Here is an 18013-nt window from a genome sequence, read left to right as displayed (position 1 = left end):
TGAAGGCCACCCGTTCGGCGCATATCAGATGCATACGGGTGGCCGGTGCGCAATCGGGCAACCGTCGACGACCGCTGCCCGTGGAAGCCTTCTGCGGCCTACTGTTGAGGTATGCGCCTGCCGTGCCCAGCTGCGGTCGGGGCATTGCCGTGCTCGGGCAGGGCACGGACCGCATGGCGTGGGCACCGCCGGCTGTGAGAGGGACGGGAATGGAACCGACCGAGAGCGCCGCCCCCGGCGCGCGGCTGCCGCTGCGCCGCCGAGCGTACGCGTGGCGGGGGAGCCGGTGGACGGTGCGGGGCGATCGGCACCCGGGTGTGCCGGCCATGCCGGGCGGGCCGGTGATGAGCCTCGCGGCCGAGGCCCGCGACCCGCTGCCGCTGGCCGTCGAGGCGCCGTCCCACCTGTCCGGCACCGATCACGAGCGGCACCATTCCTGGCCGGCGCTGCCCGCCGGGGTCGTCGCGGCCGCCGCGTTCGTCCTCGGCGCCGGCTTCTACCGCGCGTTCTCCGACCACCACGCCCTCTTCCCGTCCGGCACGGTCGGCTGGTCGCTGGCCGTGCTGACCGGCATCATCGTCGGCCACCTCGTCCTGCTCGGGCGCGCCCGCTGGTGGGGCGGCACCGGCTCCGGTGCCGCCCTCACCCTCGCCGTCCTCCTGCTGTACGGCTGGGTGCCGGCCGGCCTGGTCAGCCTCACCGTCGTCGTCCTGGTCGGCATAGCCAGGCGCCACCGCTGGCGGCAGGGCGTCCTGCACGGCGCGGTGGACATCCTCGGCATCGGTGCCGGCGCGCTGGTGCTCGGTGTCTTCGGCCGCGTCCCGAGCGTCGAGTCGCCCTGGGACCCCGTCGGCTGGAGCGTCGCCACCGCCCCCGAGGTCGTGCTCGTCGCGGTCGCCTACCTCGCCGTCACCCGCGCCCTGCTCTGGTACCTGCACGCCCCGCGCGGCGGCGGCCTGCCCACCGTCGCCCGCACCGCTCTGATGCGTCAGGGCCTGGTCGCCGTCGCCCTGCTCGGCATCGCCCCGCTGATCTGCGTGGTCGCCGTCGCCCAGCCGCTGCTGCTGCCGCTGTTCTCCATCCCGCTGGTCGCACTCGACTCCACCCTGTGGATAGCCCGGGCCCGCGCCGAGGAGCAGTTGCGCGACCCGCTGACCGGACTGCCCAACCGGCAGTGGCTCCTTGAGCGGATCTGGACCGCCCTCGACGACGCCGAACGCATCGGCGCCCGCTCCGCCCTCATGCTGATCGACCTTGACCGGTTCCGTTCGGTCAATGACACGCTCGGTCATCTCGCCGGTGACCGGCTGCTGCTCCAGATAGCCGACCGGCTGCGGGCCGCGCTGCCGCGCGGTGCGGAGGCGGCCCGGCTCGGCGGCGACGAGTTCGCGGTCTTACTGCCGGTGGCCGACTCCACGACCTCGGCCACCAGGGTGGCCCGGGGCCTGGTCACGGCCCTCTCCTCCCCGCTCGACCTGGACGGGCTCACCCTCGTCCTGGAGGCCAGCGCGGGTGTCGCGGTCTTCCCCGACCACGCGCTCGACGCGGAGGGGATGCTGCGCCGGGCGGACGTGGCGATGTACCAGGCCAAGCGGGACCGTACCGGCGTCGAGGTGTACGAGTCCAAGCGGGACTCCAACACCCCCGACCGGCTGGGCCTGCTGGGCGATCTGCGGCGCGCCCTGGACGCCCACGAGGTGCAGCTGCACTACCAGCCGAAGGTCCGCTTCGACGGGCAGGTGGCCGGACTCGAGGCGCTGGTGCGGTGGGTGCACCCCGAACGGGGCAAGGTGCCGCCGGACGAGTTCATAGCGATCGCCGAGTCGTCCGGGCTGATGCCCCATCTGACGGAGTACGTGCTGGAGACCGCGCTCGGACAGGTCGCCGAGTGGCGGGCGCAGGGGCTGCGGGTGCCGGTGGCGGTCAACGTCTCGCCGCGCGACGTGCATACGCCGGGGTTCGCGGGCCTGGTGGCGGCGCGGCTGGCCCGGCACGGCGTGCCGGCCGGGGCGCTGCAACTGGAGATAACCGAGCATGTGCTGCTGGAGGACCCGCAGCGGGCCGCCGACACCCTCGCCGCGCTGCACGGGCACGGTGTGAAGATGTCGCTGGACGACTTCGGCACCGGGTATTCGTCGCTCGTGCATCTGCGGCGGCTGCCGGTGAGCGAGCTGAAGATCGACCGGTCCTTCGTGGCCCGGCTGGCGGTCGACAACGAGGACGCGGAGATCGTGCGCTGCACGGTCGACCTCGCGCATTCGCTGGGGCTGCTGGTCGTCGCGGAGGGCGTGGAGGACGACGAGACGTGGGAGCGGCTGCGGGACCTCGGGTGTGACGCCGTGCAGGGGTGGCTGGTGGCCGCGGCGATGCCGCCGGAGGAGACCACGGCGTGGCTGCGGGCTCGGGGGTCGCGGGGGTGGCAGCGGCCGCGGGCGGCTCTGCCGGCGGCCGAGTAGTTTCCCGCCCCCCCCGCCCGTTTCACCGTTTGTGGAGAGGCGAGCGTCTGCCGTGGGGGTGCGGTGGTGCCGGCGGGTGCGGGTGCGGGTGCGTTGTGGTTGCTCGCGCGGTTCCCCGCGCCCCTGGAGGGGCGCTGTCCCTACGGAGTGACGAAGTGGCTGACCAGTAGGGCCAGTCTCGTCTCGTGGGCCTCTTCGGGGAGGCGGGCGCTGCGCATCAGGGTCACCAGGCCGTGCAGGGCCGCCCAGAAGGTCTCGGTCAGGAGCCCGGCGTCCTCGTCGTCGCCGGTGATGGGCTCGACCACCCCGAGGATCTCGCCGAACGCCGCCTGCAGGGCCTCCGGGGCCTCGGGGGTCGCGAACGGGAGGTCCACCAGATGGGTGAACATCGCGTCGTAGAGGGCCGGGCGGCGGCGGGCGAACGAGGTGTACGTGGCCGCCACCGCCGCCAGTGCCTCCCGGGTGTCCGTCGCCGACGCCCGTGCCGCCCGCAGCTCCACGGCCAGGTCCGCGCAGCCCTGGACGGCCACCGCCGCCATGATCGCGTCCTTGCCCTTGAAGTGGCTGTAGAGGACCGGCTGGCTGTACTCGATCTCGGCGGCCAGGCGACGGGTCGTCACCGCGTCCCAGCCCTCCGTCTCGGCGAGTTCGCGGGCGGCCGTGACGATCAGCTGCTCGCGCTCTGCCCGTTCGCGTTCCCGGCGGTTCTGAATCGACATGCTCTGGATTCTAGCAGTGCTAGCCAATCTGTCGATGCTCTGCTAGCTTCGCTATCAGTCCTAGCGCTGCTAGAAAAAGGGGCATCCCATGACCGTCACCGCCTACACCCTGGCCGTCCTGCTCGACCTGTTCTGCCTGTTCCTCGCCTACCGGTTCCTGCTCCAGCCGGGTCCTGCCGCCGCCGGATACGGCGTGCCGGCGGACCCGGGGGGCGACGCCCGCGCCTATCTGTCCATCAAGGGCGCCAGGGACGGCGCGTTCGGCGTCGTGGGGCTCGCGCTGCTGGCCTTCGCCGGTGCGCACGCCGAGGCCTGGTTCATGGTCGGCGTGGCACTCGTGCCGTTGTCCGACACCCTGATAGTGCTGCGGAACGGCGGGGCGAAGGCGGTCGCCTACGGGGTCCACTTCGCCACCGCGATCGTCGTGCTGATCAGTGCCGCCCTGCTGTTCCTCGTCTGACCGCGCGGCACACCGTCTTCGTCCGGGGGTCTGCAATGTCGTTGTTCGTGCCGAAGTTCGATGAGTCCGTGATCGTGCGGGAGGCCGCCGCCGAGGTGGTCGGCGGTGACCCGGTCGGCGTCAGACTGCTCGCCGACAGCAGCGCCACCGGCGGCGCGCTGTCCACCGTGCGCGTCACGCTGGGGGAGGGCGCCGACGGCGCCGTGCCACATCTGCACCGCAACTCCGCCGAGCTGTTCTACCTGCTCGACGGCGCCGCCGAACTGCTCTCCGGCGACGACGTCGTCACCGCCGAACGCGGCGACCTGGTCGTCGTCCCGCCCGGCAGGCCCCACGCCTTCGCCGCCGTCCCGGGCAGCACCGCGGACATCCTGATCGTCATCACGCCGGGCGTGGAGCGCTTCGAGTACTTCCGCCACCTCCAGCGGCTCCGCCTCGGCGAGGCCACCCTGGAGAGCCTCCTGGCGGTCCAGGAGCGCTACGACAACCACTTCCTGCGCAGCACGGCCTGGGAGAAACGCCACTGAAACCCGATGGACACGGGGCCCGGCCAAACCGTTTAACAGCCACCGGGCCCCGCCCCATAGGATTGGCTCCAAACCACACACACTCACCCCAGAGGAACGCTGCATGCCTGGCATCACGCGCGAGGAGGTCGCCCACCTCGCCCGGCTGGCGCGTCTGGAGCTGAAGCCCGAAGAACTCGAACACTTCGCCGGCCAGCTGGACGACATCATCGGCGCGGTCGCCCGCGTCAGCGAGGTCGCCGACCAAGACGTACCGCCGACCTCGCACCCGCTGCCGCTGACGAACGTCATGCGCGCGGACGAGGTCCGTCCCTCGCTCACCCCCGAGCAGGCGCTCTCCGGCGCCCCGGCCCAGGAGCAGCAGCGTTTCAAGGTGCCGCAGATCCTGGGGGAGGACTAGACAGCCATGACGGACATCATCAAGCTCGGCGCCGCCGAGATCGCCGCGAAGATCGCCGCCGGCGAGCTCACGGCCGTAGAGGTCACCGAGGCGCACCTGGCCCGGATCGAGGCCGTCGACGAGAAGGTGCACGCCTTCCTGCACGTCGACCGCGAGGGCGCCCTGGCGCAGGCCCGTGCCGTCGACGAGAAGAAGGCCAGGGGCGAGAAGCTCGGCCCGCTCGCCGGCGTCCCGCTCGCGCTCAAGGACATCTTCACCACCGAGGGCGTGCCCACCACGGTCGGCTCGAAGATCCTCGAAGGCTGGATCCCGCCGTACGACGCCACGCTCACCAAGCGGCTGAAGGCCGCCGACGTGGTCATCCTCGGCAAGACCAACATGGACGAGTTCGCCATGGGGTCCAGCACCGAGAACAGCGCCTACGGACCGACCGGCAACCCCTGGGACCTCACCAAGATCCCCGGCGGCTCCGGCGGCGGCTCGTCCGCCGCCCTCGCCTCCTTCCAGGCGCCGCTCGCCATCGGCACCGACACCGGCGGTTCCATCCGCCAGCCGGCCGCCGTCACCGGCACGGTCGGCGTGAAGCCGACGTACGGCGCGGTGTCGCGGTACGGCATGGTCGCCTTCTCCAGCTCCCTGGACCAGGGCGGCCCGTGTGCCCGTACGGTCCTCGACGCGGCCCTCCTGCACGAGGTCATCGCCGGACACGACCCGCTGGACTCCACGTCGATCGACGCACCCGTCCCGCCGGTCGTCGAGGCCGCCCGCAACGGCAGCGTCGAGGGCATGCGCGTCGGCGTGGTCAAGCAGTTCCGCGGCGAGGGCTACCAGGCCGGCGTCATCCAGCGGTTCGACGAGTCCGTCGCCCTGCTGAAGGAGCTGGGCGCCGAGATCGTCGAGCTGGACTGCCCGTCCTTCGACCTCGCGCTGTCGGCGTACTACCTCATCGCGCCGAGCGAGTGTTCGAGCAACCTCGCCCGCTTCGACGGCCTGCGCTACGGCCTGCGGACCGGCGACGACGGCGGCCACTCCGCCGAAGAGGTCACCTCCCTCACCCGTGAGGCGGGCTTCGGCCCCGAGGTCAAGCGCCGCATCATGCTCGGCACCTACGCGCTGTCCAGCGGGTACTACGACGCCTACTACGGCTCCGCCCAGAAGGTCCGCACGCTCATCACGCGCGACTTCGAGAAGGCCTTCGAGCAGGTGGACGTCATCGTGTCGCCCACGACGCCGACCACCGCCTTCCCGATCGGCGAGCGTGCCGACGACCCGATGGCGATGTACCTGGCCGACCTGTGCACCATCCCGACGAACCTCGCGGGCAACGCGGCGATGTCGCTGCCCTGCGGTCTCGCCCCGGAGGACAACCTCCCGGTGGGCCTGCAGATCATCGCCCCGGCGCTGAAGGACGACCGGCTTTACAAGGTCGGCGCCGCCGTCGAGGCCGCCTTCGTGGAAAGGTGGGGGCACTCGCTCCTGGAGGAGGCACCGTCGCTGTGAGCAACGCACTGTCGAAGGCCAAGGGCTTCAAGAAGTCGAAGTCCGGTACCTACCTGTCCATGGCCACCACCGCGTTCGGCGCGGTCGGTGTCGCCAAGCAGATCAAGAAGGCCCGCGCCGAGCACGACACGCTCCGGCTGATCGACGCCACCGTGTCCGCCGTCGCGATCGTCACCGGCCTCGCCATCCTCTACCGCGAGCTGAAGCGGCTGGGCGACGACGACGTCCTGCTGGGCTGAGAGGGAAGTTTCACCGTGACCACCACGACCGACCTGGTGTCGTACGAGGACGCGCTGGCGTCGTACGACCCCGTCATGGGCCTTGAGGTCCATGTCGAACTCGGCACCAAGACCAAGATGTTCTGCGGCTGTTCGACGACGCTGGGCGCCGACCCGAACACCCAGACCTGCCCGACCTGCCTCGGCCTGCCCGGCGCGCTCCCGGTCGTCAACGCGACCGGCGTCGAGTCCGCGATCAAGATCGGTCTCGCGCTGAACTGCGAGATCGCCGAGTGGTGCCGCTTCGCCCGGAAGAACTACTTCTATCCGGACATGCCGAAGAACTTCCAGACCTCCCAGTACGACGAGCCGATCGCCTTCAACGGCTACCTCGACGTGCAGCTGGAGGACGGCACGTCCTTCCGCGTGGAGATCGAGCGCGCCCACATGGAGGAGGACACCGGCAAGTCCACCCACGTGGGCGGCGCGACCGGCCGTATCCACGGCGCCTCGCACTCGCTGCTCGACTACAACCGCGCCGGCATCCCGCTCATCGAGATCGTCACCAAGCCGATCGAGGGCGCGGGCGAGCGGGCTCCGGAGGTCGCGCGGGCATACGTCCGCGAGCTGCGCGAGGTCATCCGGGCGCTCGGCGTGTCCGAGGCCCGTATGGAGATGGGCCAGATGCGCTGCGACGTGAACCTGTCGCTGCGCCCGCACGGCACCGCCAAGTTCGGCACCCGCTCCGAGACGAAGAACGTGAACTCGCTGCGGTCCGTGGAGCGTGCGGCCCGCTTCGAGATCATGCGGCACGCGGCCGTGCTGAGCGGCGGCGGGACGATCGTCCAGGAGACCCGGCACTTCCACGAGGACACGGGGTCCACGACCTCCGGCCGCGTGAAGGAGGAAGCCGAGGACTACCGGTACTTCCCGGAGCCCGACCTGGTCCCGGTCGCGCCGTCCCGCGAGTGGGTCGAGGAGATCCGCGCCGCGCTGCCGGAGCTGCCGCTGGCCCGCCGCACCCGGCTGCTCGCCGAGTGGGGCATCTCGGCCACCGACATGCAGGCGATCCTCAACGCCGGTGCGCTGGACCTGATCGTCGCCACCATCGACGCCGGGGCCGACGCGGGCGCCGCCCGCAAGTGGTGGATGGGCGAACTGGCGCGCAGCGCCAACGAGTCGGGTGTTTCGCTCGACGAGCTGGCGATCACCCCGGCGCAGGTCGCCCGGGTCACCGAGCTGGTGGCGAAGGGCGACCTGAACGACAAGCTGGCCCGCCAGGTCATCGAGGGCGTCCTTGCGGGCGAGGGCACCCCGGACGAGGTCGTCGACAAGCGCGGCCTGAAGGTCGTCTCTGACGAGGGTGCGCTGACCGCCGCCGTCGAGGAGGCCATCGCCGGCAACCCGGGTGTCGCCGACAAGATCCGCGGCGGCAAGGTGGCCGCGGCCGGTGCCCTGGTCGGCGCCGTCATGAAGGCGACCCGTGGCCAGGCCGACGCAGCCCGCGTCAAGGAGCTGATCCTGGAGAAGCTGGGCGTCAGCGAGGGCTGAGCAGCCACGCACGTGAACACGGCCCCGGAGGCAGCGCTTCCGGGGCCGTACCGCGTCAGGCAGCGCTTCCGGGGCCGTCTCGCGTCAGCGGCGGCGGCCCACGATCCGGGCGAAGCCGAGCAGTTGCCCCCGGTCCGCGGTCAGCAGCTCCACCGACTCCCGGGCCATCCTGGCCATCTCGGGGTACGGGCTCTCCGCGGCGCACACCTCGCTCCACAGCAGCCAGTCGCGCCAGCCGTCCTCCAGCCAGTCGGCGGCCTCGACCTGCACGGCCCCGCTGCGCGTCCAGTGGCGGTGCCACCAGCCGGGGGAGTGGAACGCCCAGAAACCGGGGTCCCAGTGCGCCCTGAGATGCTCCGGAGGCTCGGCGCCGTCCAGTTCCTCGCGCACCGCGGGCACGACGATCCCGATCCGGCCGCCGGGCTTCAACAGCCTGGTGAGCGTGGGCAGATAGAGGTCGGCGGTGCCGAAGTACTGGTACGCGTCGACCGAGACGACCGCGTCGAAGCTGTTCTCGGCGAAGGGCAGGTCGTGCGCTTCGACGCGCACCGGCTGCACGCGGTCGGCGAACCCCGCCTCGGCGATGCGCCCGGCGTTGTCGTCGGGGCTGATCCACAGGTCCGCGGCGGTGACCTGCGCGTGGAACTCCCTGGCCAGGAAGATCGACGTCATCGCCCGGCCGCAGCCCAGGTCGAGCACGCGCGCGCAGGGGCGCAGCGCGTCCAGGCCGAGGGCGGGGGCCAGCCGTTCCAGCAGCCACAGGGCGTGCGGGCCCATCTGGTTCTCGACGGCCCAGCGGGCGTCGTAGGTGCTGCTGAGCGGGTAGCGCGGGAGGGTCAGACGGTCAGTGAGAGAGGCGTCCTTCGACGGTGCGGGAGAGACGGCGTCGGACATGGCTGAACGGGCTCCTTGTGATCTTCGTAGTGGAAGGCGATGCGTAGGAGCTCATTCGGACCGTCAAACAATGCACCCGCTTCGGTCGTCGGCGAGGGGCCGATCAGGGCTGACCAGCGGAAGCTAGCAGTCGTCGACCTGGTTCGCAGCCGATTTCCCCAGGTGCGGGTACTACGCTCGGCCGCCATGACCGCACACGCCGAATCCGAGGCCGAACCCGAGGTGCCCGGGGTGGAGACCGCGGACGACGAGGACGAGGATCTCCACGAGGACGCCCGTCGGGCCCGCTGGACCGCCACCGTGACCGGGGTACTGCTGGCCCTGATGGGGCTCACCGCCGCGTCGATGAGAGTGGGCGGGGGCGTACCGGCCCTGGTGCCGGCCGCCTACGGCTCCGGATCCGCCGTGTGCGTGCTTGCGGGGGCGGTCGGGGCCCGCGGCCGTACCCGCTGGGCCCTGTGGCTGATGATCCTCGGCACCATGGTGATGGCGCTCGGCGACCAGTTCGACTGACGCGTCCGCGCTGGGCCATGAGAGGCTCGACGGCGTGGTGAGGGAACGGGACGAGGAGCGAGCGCACGATGTACGCGACATCCCTGGGTGACGACGGCGCCGAGCTGCGGCCCCTGGAGGTCTGGCACGCCGAGGAGTTGCTGGCCGACATCGACCGGGGGCGGGAGCACATCGGACGGCACATCGCCCTGCCCGACGTGATCGGGAACGTCGAGCAGGCCCGCGCCTACCTGCGCTCCTATGCCGACAAGCGCGCCGCCGACGCCGGCAGCCTGCACGGGGTGTGGCTGGACGGCAAGCTCGTCGGCGGGCTGCTGTTCCGGGTCTGGGACACGCCGACCGGGGTCTGCGAGGCCGGCTGCTGGCTGGAGCCGGCGGCCGTCGGGCGCGGTCTGGTGACCCGCGGGATGCGGACGCTTCTGGACTGGGCGTTTGACGAGCGTGGCATGCACCGTGTGGAGTGGCACGCGTCGTCGGCCAACGAGGCGAGCATCAACGTGGCCCGGCGGCTGGGCATGACCCGCGAGGGCGTGATGCGGGAGAACTACCCCCACCGGGGTGTGCGCACGGACACCGAGGTCTGGTCGGTGCTGGCTCCCGAGTGGCGTGCGGCACGCGCGCGCAGCGCCGCGAACGATCATTAAGAGACCTCTCAGACAGCGTCCGTACGGTGCGAGGTATGGGAACGAAGACAGTGGACGGGGCCGGGACCGGCGCCGAGGCGAAGAACGACGAGACGACGACCGACGCGACGGCTGCGGACGTCACCGAGACCGCCGCCGGGCCCGAGGGCGAGGTCTCCGCGGAGGCCGCCGAGGCGAAGGACGCGCAGGAGGCGGAGCAGTCCGCCGAGGAGACCGGCGAGACCGGCGAGACCGACGACGAACTGGCCGACGACGAACTGGCGGCCCTCGCCGGGGAGGAGCCGTCCGGGGTCGGCCAGGGCGCCGGTGCCGTCGTCTCCGTCGCGCTCGGCCTGGTCTCCCTCACGGGTGGCTGGATCGGTACCGTGGCCGCCGCCCGCGAGACCCTCATCGGCCAGTTGCAGACCTCGTCGTCCGCGAGCGTCGCCAAGCAGGTCAAGGAGGTGTACGGCGACGCGTGGGCGACCACCGCGCTGTGGGCCGGCCTGTTCGCGCTGGCCGCGCTGCTCACCGGCGTCGTGGTGCTGGCCCGGCCCGCCTTCGGCGCCCCCGGAAAGCCGCAGGCGCCGTGGATCAAGTCGGTCGCCTGGGCCGGCGTGGCGCTCGGTGTCATCGGACTGCTGCTGGCCGTCCTCAAGTACTCCGACGCACTCCTCGCGCTGCCCTCGACCAGCTGACCCCAGCCGCTGCACCCCAGTTCAGAAGGGGCCTTAGGCCGTCCGTAAGCACCTTGCGGACGGCCTAAGGCCCCTTACGCGTGTCCGGGGCCCGGCAGCCCGGCGAAGATGCGGAACTCTCCCGATGTGGCGCACCCCCCTGGGAGAAGAAGGTGGAGGCATCGCGGAAAGCGACGCCCGATCACCCTCTCTCACAAGGGACACCACATGTTCGAGTTCGAACTCCACCGGATCCGTTCCGCCGAACTGCGCCGGCAGGCCGACGAGGCCCGTCTCGTCCGCGAGGCCGTCCGCTCCCGCCGCGCCGCACGCCGTGACGCCCCGCAGGACGCGGTGCCGGCAGACAGCGAGGCGGCGCGAGAGGCCCATACCGGCCGCCGCGGCCGGGGCCGGCTCCCGCGCGCGGCGTGACCACGGGGCGGCCGGGCGGCGCCGACCGCCCAAAGGCCGGGAACGGGGAAGCCGGTGGCCGCACGGGGACGGGCCACCGGCTTCCCCCGTTGCCGCCCACCGGTACGACAAGCGCACCGGTGCTGTGGAAAACCGCTGCCGTGGGCTCCGGGGCCCATGCGATGCTCTGGCCTGTGGAGACCAGGTCCGTGAGTCCCGTGTTCGTAGGCCGCAGCGACGAGTTGGACACCTTGAACGACGCGCTGGCGCGTGCCGGCGCCGCCGAGCCGCAGGCGCTGCTGCTCGGCGGCGAGGCCGGCGTCGGCAAGACCCGGCTGGTCGAGGAGTTCGCCACCGCCGCCTGCCGCCAGGGCGCGGTCGTCGCCCTGGGCGGCTGTGTGGAGATCGGCGCCGACGGCCTGCCGTTCGCCCCCTTCTCCACCGCCCTGCGCGCGCTGCGGGCCGCCCTGCCCGACGAGCTGGCCGCCGCCGCGGCCGGCCAGGAGGACGAACTGGCCCGGCTGCTGCCCGAGCTCGGCGAGGCCACCTCCGGCCGCCACGACGAACAGGGCATGGCCCGCCTCTTCGAGCTCACCGCGCGCCTGCTTGAGCGGGTCGCCGCCGAGCGCACGGTGGTCGTCGCCCTGGAGGACCTGCACTGGGCCGACGCCTCCACCCGCCACCTCCTCGCCTACCTGCTGCGCACCCTGCGCACCGGCCGGCTCGTCGTCCTCGCCACCTACCGCTCCGACGACATCCACCGCCGCCACCCGCTGCGTCCCCTGCTCGCCGAACTCGACCGGCTGCGCACCGTCCGCCGCCTCGAACTCGCCCGGTTCACCCGCGAGGAGGTCGGCCGCCAGATCGCCGGCATCCTCGCCACCGAACCCGACCCCGCCCAGGTCGACGAGATCTTCGAACGCTCCGACGGCAACGCCTTCTTCGTGGAGGAGCTCGCGGTGGCCGCCACCGAAGGCTGCTGCACCGGGCTCACCGACTCCCTGCGCGACCTGCTGCTGGTCCGGGTCGAGGCCCTGCCCGACAGCGCCCAGCGGGTGGCCCGGATCGTCGCCGAGGGCGGCTCCACCGTCGAGTACCGGCTGCTCGCCGCCGTCGCCCAGCTCGCCGAGGACGACCTCATCGAGGCGCTGCGGGCCGCCGTCGGCGCCAACCTCCTCACCGCCACCCCGGCCGGCGACGGCTACCGCTTCCGGCACTCCCTGGTCCGCGAGGCCGTCGCCGACGACCTGCTGCCCGGCGAACGCTCCCGGCTCAACCGGCGCTACGCCGAGGCCCTGGAGAGCGACCCGACCCTGGTGGCGGCCGACGCGCACGTGACCCGGCTGGCCAGCTACTGGTACCAGGCCCACGACCCCGCCAAGGCCCTGCCCGCCGTCCTCGACGCCTCCGTCGTGGCCCGCCGCCGGCACGCCTACAGCGAGCAACTACGGCTCCTGGAGCGGGCGATGGAGCTGTGGGACACCGTCCCCGAGGAGGTCCGCGCCGCCCTGCGCCCCGTCGACTTCACCGACGTCTACCCTCCCTGCGGCTGCGATCCCGCCACCACCCCGCTGCGCTACCTCGACCTGATGGCGGAGGCAGCGGTCGCCGGCCGCTTCTGCGGGGAGCGCGAACGCGCTCTGAAGATCATCAAGAAGGCGCTGCGGATCCTCCAGGACGAGCACGACCCGCAGCGCGCCGCCTGGTTCTGGGTGCAGCGCTCCCGGCTGGTCCAGGGCCTGGCCCGCGGCGACGGCCGGCAGGAACTCGCCAACGCCCAGGACCTGGTGCGCGGCCTGCCGCCGTCCCAGGTGCACGCTGACGTCCTGGCCAACGCCGCCACCTGGTCGATGCTGCACCAGCCGGGCCCCGAGGCCTTCGCCGCCGCCGAGCGGGCCGTGGAGTACGCGCGGATGGTGGGCGCCCGGGAGATCGAGCTCAACGCGCGCGTCACCCTCGGCTGCCTCATGGTCGACTCGGGTGACGTCGACAACGGCCTGGCGGAGCTGTACCGGGTCAAGGACGCCGTGCTCCAGGACGGTGTGGCTCATGTCGTCGGGCGGGCCTATGTGAACCTGCCGTCCGAGCTGGAGTCGGTCGGCCGCTCCCGGGAGGCCGTGCCGATCCTGCGCGAGGGCCTCGCCTTCACCCGCAGATACGGCCTGCTGGACTCCGAGGCATGGATCTGGGGCAACCTCTCCGAATCGCTGTACGCGCTCGGCCAGTGGGACGAGGCCGCCGAAGCCGCCACGGGCGCCCTGGGCTCCGCGGCGAGCGCCAAGCCCCGGGGCGTCGGCGCCCTGCACCTCGCCCATATCGCCCTCGCCCGGGGTGACGCGGAGGAGGCCGCCCGCCGGCTGGCCATCGCCCACGCCCACTACGGCACCCACGACCCGATGCCCCAGGTACTGCTGCCGGTCGCCCGCATCACCATCGGCGTCGCCGCCGAGGAGGGCAGACTCCTCGACGCCCGCGCCGAACTGGACCGCGCCCTGGCGGCCGGTTTCCCGCCCGGCACCCACCGCTACGGCTGGCCCCTGCTGCTGGCCGCCGCCACCGCCGAGGCCGACGCCCGCACCCTGCCCGCGGCGGCCGACGGCCGCGCCGAGGCCCTCGACCGGCTCGCCGAGACCGCCCGCACGCTCACCACCGGCGCGCCCCTGTGGCAGGCGTACGAGCGCTGGACCCGCGCCGAGCTGCACCGGGCCCGGGGCACCGGCACCGCCGCGGTCTGGTCGGACGTGGTCACCGACTTCGAGTGCCTGGACCGCCCCTACGACCTCGCCCGGGTCCGCCGCCGCCTCGCCGAGGCCCTGCTGGAAGAGGCCACCGGCGACGACGAACGCGACCGCGCGACGCAACTCCTCCGGCTGGCCGGGGCCGTCGCCGACCACCTGGGCGCCCGCCCGCTCGCCGAGGCCGTCGCCCTCCTCGCCCAGCGCGCCCGCCTCACCCTGACCACCCGCGCCGCCCCCCGGGTTCTCGACCCGGCCGAGGGCCTCGGCCTCACCGGCAGGGAGCGCGACGTCCTCCGCCTGGTGTCGGCCGGCCGCACCAACCGGCAGATCGCCGAGGAGCTCTTCATCTCCCCGAAGACCGCGAGCGTCCATGTCTCGAACATTCTGGGCAAGCTGGGCGTTGCAGGGAGGGGCGAGGCGGCGGCGGTGGCACACAGACTGGGGTTGTTCCCCGTCGAGGCCCTCGACCCGACCAGGTAGGGGGACCGGCGAAGGAGGCACCGTGTTCAACATGTTCGAGGAGCTTTTCGCACCCGGCCGCAAGCACACCCACGAGGAGCAGAAGCGGCTGGAGCTGACCCGGGAGGACGTGGGGGACACGGATCCCGGACGCGGACCGATAGATCTCGCGTCCGGCAAGGTCGTCATACGCCTCCCGCAGGAGGAGCCCGAAGGGGACCCCTCGGCGGACGCTGGGGACGCCGGGGACGACGGGGACGACGGGGACGCCGGGGTGTGAGCGGCGCCGCCTACTTCACCTCCAGCTCCAGAATCCGGTCGTCGCCGGGCTTCGGCTTGCCCCTCCCGTCGGTGTTGCTGGTCACCAGCCACACCTTGTCGCCACCGGCCGCCACGACGGTACGGAGGCGGCCGTACTCACCGGTGAGGAAGGCCTGCGGCGCGGCGGCCGCGGTCGTGCCGTCCAGCGGGATGCGCCACAGCCGCCGGCCCTTCAGGGCCGCCATCCAGATCACGCCGTGGACATACGCGATGCCGCTGGGGGAGGCGTCGTCGGTGTGCCACTGGGCGATCGGGTTGACGTACTTCGGGTCGGACGACCTGCCCTCCGCGTTCGGCCAGCCGTAGTCGCCGCCCGGTTTGACGGCGTTCAGCTCGTCCCAGGTGTCCTGCCCGAACTCCGAGGCGAACAGCCGCTCCTTGTCGTCCCAGGCCAGGCCCTGCACGTTGCGGTGGCCGTAGGTGTAGACGGGGGAGCCCGGGAACGGGTTGCCGGGGGCCGGGTCGCCCTCCGGCGTCAGCCGCAGGATCTTCCCGCCGAGCGAGCCCTTGTCCTGCGCGAGGCCCCGCCGCCCGCTCTCTCCAGTGCCCGCGTAGAGCATGCCGTCCGGGCCGAAGGCGATCCGCCCGCCGTTGTGGATGAACCCCTTGGGAATGCCCTTGAAGATCGTGTCGGGGGCGCCCAACTGCTCCTTGGCCGGCTTGCCCTCGTCCCAGAGCATGCGCACGATGCGGTTGTCGGAGGCCGACGTGAAGTACGCGTAGATCATGTGGTCCGAGGCGAAGCCGGGGGAGAGGGCGATCCCCAGCAGGCCTCCCTCACCGGCCGCGGACACCCCGGAGACGACCCCCAGCTCCGTGGTCTTCCCGGTCTTCTCGTCGACCTTGCTGATCGTCCCGTCGTCCCGGTCGGACACCAACAGCCCGGCCCCGTCCGGCAGCGGAGCCAGCCCCCAGGGCGACTTCAGCCCCTCGGCGACCGTACGCAGCACCTTGACCGACCCCTTGGCAGGCGCGGCGGACTCGCCTGCCCCGGCCGACGCGGCGGTCCCGGAGGAACTCGTCGACGACCCCCCGGCCCAGGACGGCGTGGGCAGATCCCCGCTCCCGCCTCCCCCGGAGGAACACCCCGCCACCAGCAGCAGTCCGGCCGCGGACAACAAGGCGGGCACAGCTCGACGTCGCACGATCATGTTCCCTTCGAACAGGCCTCGGCTCCTCCGCCCGACGGTAGTACAGCGCGCCCCGTCAGGGGCGCGGGGCCGTGTCGATGTACGGCTCCGCCGCGCGGGCGCGACCAGCCCCCCACGGCGCCGCACCGAACCACCGTCGGACAGCGGCACTTCCGGCAGCGGCTCAGTCCCAGGACCCCTGCGCGGCAGGCAGCCCGCCCAGCTCCGCCAGATCCCCGGCAGTCAGCCGGACGCCGGCCGAACCGGCGTTCTCGGCCACCCACCGCCCCTGCTTCGCCCCCGGCACCGGCACCACGTGCCGCCCCTGCGCCAGCACCCACGCCAGCGCCACCTGAGCGGCGGTGACACCGTCCCCCCGCCGGGCCGCCACCCGCCGCAGCCCCGCCACGATCGGCTGGTTCGCCGCCATCATCTCCGCCGTGAAGCGCGGATGCCGCGCCCGCAGGTCATCCGGTTCGAACCCCTCACCCGGCGTGAGCGTCCCGGTCAGGAACCCGTTGCCGAGCGGCATCGCCGCGAGGAACCCCACCCCCCGCGCCGCGCACCACGGCAGCAGCGCCTCCAGCGCCTCCGGCGACCACACCGACAGCTCCGCCTGCACCGCGCTCACCGGAAACACCTGCTGCACCCGCCGAAGCTGCCGCAGGGTCGCGTCATGCAGGCGCGCGCCGGATCTACGCCCCCCGCGCGCCCCCACGGCGCACAACCCCAGCGCGCGCACCTTCCCCGCCCGCACCAGTTCCGCCATCGCGCCCCAGGTCTCCTCGATCGGCACCTCGGGGTCGGCGCGGTGCAACTGGTAGAGGTCTATGACATCGGTCTGGAGCCTGCGCAGCGACGCGTCGCACGCCCGCTTCACGTAGCCGGGCCTGCCGTTCGCCACGATGTGCTGGTCGCCCACCAGCAGGCCCACCTTCGTCGACACGAAGGCCTCCGCACGGCGTTCCCTGAGCACCCGCCCCAGCAGCAGCTCATTGGTGAACGGGCCGTACATGTCGGCCGTGTCAAGGAGCGTCACGCCCAAATCCAGCGCCCCGTGCACCGCCCGCAGCGACTCGTCGCCCCGCTGCCGCGACCCGCTGTACGCCCAGCTCATCGGCATGCACCCGAGTCCGACGGCCCCCACCGCGAGCGCCCCCGCGCCGATCGTCCTGCGCTCCACCAGCCCGTGAACCTCCTTCTCCGTCCCCCAACCTAACCCGCTCGCCCGCACACCTCTGACATAGCCTCCTGGCCATGACCTCCGACGTTTGGCTCCCCATCCCGCCGGCCGAGTTCCAGGAACTCCCCCAAGGCCTCGACTACCTCTTCTGGGACGGCGGCCAGGAGTTTCCCGGCGATCCCGCCGACTGCGCCGTGTACGTCGTCCCCTACATGAAGCGGCAGCAGGTCAAGGTGCGGCCGCTGGCGCAGATGCGGAACGTCCGGCTCATCCAGACCCTCACCGCCGGTGTCGACGACATGATCGCCGCGATCGACCTCATCGCGCCCGGCGTACCGCTGTGCAACGCGCGCGGCGTGCACGAGGCGAGCACCGCCGAGCTCGCGCTCACGCTCACGCTGGCGTCCCTGCGCGGCATCCCGGGGTTCGTGCGGGCCCAGCAGCGGGAGCACTGGGCGAGCGGCTTCCGCCCGGCCCTCGCCGACAAATCCGTCCTCATCGTCGGCTACGGCGCCATCGGCGCGGCCATCGAGGACCGGCTCGTGCCCTTCGAGGTTGCGCGGGTGGCGCGCGTCGCGCGCTCCGGGCGCGCTTCGGCGCGCGGTCCCGTGCTTCCGCTCACCGAACTGCCGAATCTGCTTCCGGAAGCCGATGTCGTCATCCTTTCCACGCCCCTCACGGACACCACGCGTGGCCTGGTCAACGCGGAGTTCCTCGCGCGGATGAAGGACGGAGCGCTGCTCGTGAACGTCGCGCGCGGGCCCGTCGTGGACACCAAGGCCCTCCTCGCCGAGCTGGAGGCCGGCCGTATCACCGCCGCCCTGGACGTCACCGACCCCGAGCCGCTGCCCGCCGGACATCCCTTGTGGCAGGCGCCCGGGGTGCTGATCAGCCCTCATGTCGGCGGCCCCACCTCGGCGTTCCTGCCGCGCGCCAGGCGCCTGGTCACCGAGCAGTTGAAGCGGTTCGTGAACCAAGAGCCGTTGCGGAACGTGATTTTGACGACGGGGTCCACCGACAACTGACCGTCGCGGCAAGACGCGTGCGATCCGCTTCCGGCACGGTCCGCAATCCTCCGGGCGCGGTGCGTACGCGCATAGCCGCTGGTCGTCACGGAGCGTAGAGAAGCTATGTCCCTGAGTGACGAGACTGGTGTATCGTCCCGGAAGGGGCAGCGCCGTGCACCGTTGGGCGCCGGGGTTGGACATTTCAGATTCGTGAGGGGGGCGACGG

At 72.4% G+C, this 18013-nt stretch carries 18 protein-coding genes; 14 read left to right on the top strand and 4 right to left on the bottom strand.

From position 1 onward, the window contains the following. The first annotated feature begins 209 nt into the window (after window positions 1-209). Window positions 210-2456 (top strand): bifunctional diguanylate cyclase/phosphodiesterase, encoded by a 2247-nt coding sequence (locus tag AB0P24_RS37040; protein WP_365801865.1) that lies wholly within the window; start codon window positions 210-212, stop codon window positions 2454-2456. 140 nt (window positions 2457-2596) lie between these two features. On the opposite strand, the gene AB0P24_RS37035 is transcribed toward AB0P24_RS37040, so the two are convergent. Then, window positions 2597-3175, bottom strand: coding sequence for a TetR/AcrR family transcriptional regulator (locus tag AB0P24_RS37035; protein ID WP_365801863.1), 579 nt, complete (start codon window positions 3173-3175; stop codon window positions 2597-2599). Between the two features lie 88 nt (window positions 3176-3263). Here AB0P24_RS37035 and AB0P24_RS37030 point away from each other — a divergent pair, with 88 nt between their 5' ends. The 6 genes from AB0P24_RS37030 (at window position 3264) to gatB (ending at window position 7831) form a co-directional block, all read left to right on the top strand. Next, window positions 3264-3635 (top strand): DUF4267 domain-containing protein, encoded by a 372-nt coding sequence (locus AB0P24_RS37030; protein WP_365801861.1) that lies wholly within the window; start codon window positions 3264-3266, stop codon window positions 3633-3635. 35 nt (window positions 3636-3670) lie between these two features. Continuing rightward, the gene (locus AB0P24_RS37025; RefSeq protein WP_365801859.1) at window positions 3671-4162 is read left to right on the top strand and encodes a cupin domain-containing protein; all 492 of its coding nucleotides are present in this window, start codon (window positions 3671-3673) and stop codon (window positions 4160-4162) included. Between the two features lie 103 nt (window positions 4163-4265). After that, window positions 4266-4562, top strand: coding sequence for an Asp-tRNA(Asn)/Glu-tRNA(Gln) amidotransferase subunit GatC (gatC, locus tag AB0P24_RS37020; RefSeq protein ID WP_007384860.1), 297 nt, complete (start codon window positions 4266-4268; stop codon window positions 4560-4562). Between the two features lie 6 nt (window positions 4563-4568). Next, window positions 4569-6062, top strand: a complete 1494-nt coding sequence (gatA, locus tag AB0P24_RS37015; protein ID WP_365801857.1) for an Asp-tRNA(Asn)/Glu-tRNA(Gln) amidotransferase subunit GatA — start codon at window positions 4569-4571, stop codon at window positions 6060-6062. Next, window positions 6059-6301 (top strand): hypothetical protein, encoded by a 243-nt coding sequence (locus AB0P24_RS37010; protein WP_123973960.1) that lies wholly within the window; start codon window positions 6059-6061, stop codon window positions 6299-6301. Before gatA ends, AB0P24_RS37010 begins: the two co-directional genes overlap by 4 nt. 15 nt (window positions 6302-6316) lie before the next feature. Then, complete coding sequence (gatB, locus tag AB0P24_RS37005) at window positions 6317-7831, top strand: Asp-tRNA(Asn)/Glu-tRNA(Gln) amidotransferase subunit GatB (protein WP_365801854.1); 1515 nt, start codon at window positions 6317-6319, stop codon at window positions 7829-7831. Between the two features lie 84 nt (window positions 7832-7915). Here gatB and AB0P24_RS37000 read toward each other — a convergent pair whose 3' ends face one another. Beyond that, a complete protein-coding gene (locus tag AB0P24_RS37000; RefSeq protein ID WP_365801852.1) occupies window positions 7916-8725 on the bottom strand; it encodes a methyltransferase domain-containing protein in 810 nt (269 codons plus the stop codon). Window positions 8726-8911: 186 nt separating this feature from the next. Here AB0P24_RS37000 and AB0P24_RS36995 point away from each other — a divergent pair, with 186 nt between their 5' ends. The 6 genes from AB0P24_RS36995 to AB0P24_RS36970 all read left to right on the top strand — a co-directional run bounded on the left by AB0P24_RS36995 (window position 8912) and on the right by AB0P24_RS36970 (window position 14426). Then, complete coding sequence (locus AB0P24_RS36995; protein ID WP_365801850.1) at window positions 8912-9238, top strand: hypothetical protein; 327 nt, start codon at window positions 8912-8914, stop codon at window positions 9236-9238. Between the two features lie 68 nt (window positions 9239-9306). Further along, window positions 9307-9882, top strand: a complete 576-nt coding sequence (locus AB0P24_RS36990) for a GNAT family protein (RefSeq protein ID WP_365801848.1) — start codon at window positions 9307-9309, stop codon at window positions 9880-9882. A gap of 35 nt (window positions 9883-9917) precedes the next feature. After that, window positions 9918-10559: a hypothetical protein gene (locus tag AB0P24_RS36985; RefSeq protein WP_365801846.1), complete on the top strand. Its 642-nt coding sequence runs from the start codon at window positions 9918-9920 to the stop codon at window positions 10557-10559. Window positions 10560-10766: 207 nt separating this feature from the next. Continuing rightward, window positions 10767-10970: a hypothetical protein gene (locus AB0P24_RS36980; protein ID WP_365801844.1), complete on the top strand. Its 204-nt coding sequence runs from the start codon at window positions 10767-10769 to the stop codon at window positions 10968-10970. Between the two features lie 161 nt (window positions 10971-11131). Further along, window positions 11132-14167: an AAA family ATPase gene (locus AB0P24_RS36975; RefSeq protein ID WP_365801842.1), complete on the top strand. Its 3036-nt coding sequence runs from the start codon at window positions 11132-11134 to the stop codon at window positions 14165-14167. A gap of 31 nt (window positions 14168-14198) precedes the next feature. Next, window positions 14199-14426, top strand: a complete 228-nt coding sequence (locus tag AB0P24_RS36970) for a DUF6191 domain-containing protein (RefSeq protein WP_365801908.1) — start codon at window positions 14199-14201, stop codon at window positions 14424-14426. A 10-nt stretch (window positions 14427-14436) separates the two neighbouring features. Here AB0P24_RS36970 and AB0P24_RS36965 read toward each other — a convergent pair whose 3' ends face one another. Further along, on the bottom strand, window positions 14437-15618 hold the full coding sequence (locus AB0P24_RS36965) for a PQQ-dependent sugar dehydrogenase (RefSeq protein ID WP_365801840.1): 1182 nt from the start codon (window positions 15616-15618) through the stop codon (window positions 14437-14439). Window positions 15619-15781: 163 nt separating this feature from the next. Continuing rightward, complete coding sequence (locus tag AB0P24_RS36960) at window positions 15782-16780, bottom strand: aldo/keto reductase (RefSeq protein WP_365801838.1); 999 nt, start codon at window positions 16778-16780, stop codon at window positions 15782-15784. Between the two features lie 74 nt (window positions 16781-16854). On the opposite strand from AB0P24_RS36960, the gene AB0P24_RS36955 reads away from it, so the two are divergent. After that, window positions 16855-17805, top strand: a complete 951-nt coding sequence (locus AB0P24_RS36955; RefSeq protein WP_365801836.1) for a 2-hydroxyacid dehydrogenase — start codon at window positions 16855-16857, stop codon at window positions 17803-17805. Window positions 17806-18013 lie beyond the last annotated feature (208 nt).

It is taken from the genome of Streptomyces sp. NPDC086519 (assembly GCF_040686075.1).
Lineage (GTDB): Bacteria > Actinomycetota > Actinomycetes > Streptomycetales > Streptomycetaceae > Streptomyces > Streptomyces shenzhenensis.
The sequence above is the reverse complement of the archived record's forward strand: the minus strand, read 5'-3'. Positions and strand labels throughout refer to the sequence as shown.

What these genes read in the sequence shown, in the direction of transcription:
- AB0P24_RS36970 (WP_365801908.1), top strand. Translation starts at nt 14,199, where the DNA reads ATGTTCGAGGAGCTTTTCGCACCCGGCCGCAAGCACACCCACGAGGAG.
- gatA (WP_365801857.1), top strand. Translation starts at nt 4,569, where the DNA reads ATGACGGACATCATCAAGCTCGGCGCCGCCGAGATCGCCGCGAAGATC.
- gatC (WP_007384860.1), top strand. Translation starts at nt 4,266, where the DNA reads ATGCCTGGCATCACGCGCGAGGAGGTCGCCCACCTCGCCCGGCTGGCG.
- AB0P24_RS36995 (WP_365801850.1), top strand. Translation starts at nt 8,912, where the DNA reads ATGACCGCACACGCCGAATCCGAGGCCGAACCCGAGGTGCCCGGGGTG.
- AB0P24_RS36975 (WP_365801842.1), top strand. Translation starts at nt 11,132, where the DNA reads ATGCTCTGGCCTGTGGAGACCAGGTCCGTGAGTCCCGTGTTCGTAGGC.
- AB0P24_RS36985 (WP_365801846.1), top strand. Translation starts at nt 9,918, where the DNA reads ATGGGAACGAAGACAGTGGACGGGGCCGGGACCGGCGCCGAGGCGAAG.
- AB0P24_RS37025 (WP_365801859.1), top strand. Translation starts at nt 3,671, where the DNA reads ATGTCGTTGTTCGTGCCGAAGTTCGATGAGTCCGTGATCGTGCGGGAG.
- AB0P24_RS36990 (WP_365801848.1), top strand. Translation starts at nt 9,307, where the DNA reads ATGTACGCGACATCCCTGGGTGACGACGGCGCCGAGCTGCGGCCCCTG.
- AB0P24_RS37040 (WP_365801865.1), top strand. Translation starts at nt 210, where the DNA reads ATGGAACCGACCGAGAGCGCCGCCCCCGGCGCGCGGCTGCCGCTGCGC.
- AB0P24_RS36980 (WP_365801844.1), top strand. Translation starts at nt 10,767, where the DNA reads ATGTTCGAGTTCGAACTCCACCGGATCCGTTCCGCCGAACTGCGCCGG.
- AB0P24_RS36955 (WP_365801836.1), top strand. Translation starts at nt 16,855, where the DNA reads ATGACCTCCGACGTTTGGCTCCCCATCCCGCCGGCCGAGTTCCAGGAA.
- AB0P24_RS37000 (WP_365801852.1), bottom strand. Translation starts at nt 8,725, where the DNA reads ATGTCCGACGCCGTCTCTCCCGCACCGTCGAAGGACGCCTCTCTCACT.
- AB0P24_RS36965 (WP_365801840.1), bottom strand. Translation starts at nt 15,618, where the DNA reads ATGATCGTGCGACGTCGAGCTGTGCCCGCCTTGTTGTCCGCGGCCGGA.
- AB0P24_RS37035 (WP_365801863.1), bottom strand. Translation starts at nt 3,175, where the DNA reads ATGTCGATTCAGAACCGCCGGGAACGCGAACGGGCAGAGCGCGAGCAG.
- AB0P24_RS37030 (WP_365801861.1), top strand. Translation starts at nt 3,264, where the DNA reads ATGACCGTCACCGCCTACACCCTGGCCGTCCTGCTCGACCTGTTCTGC.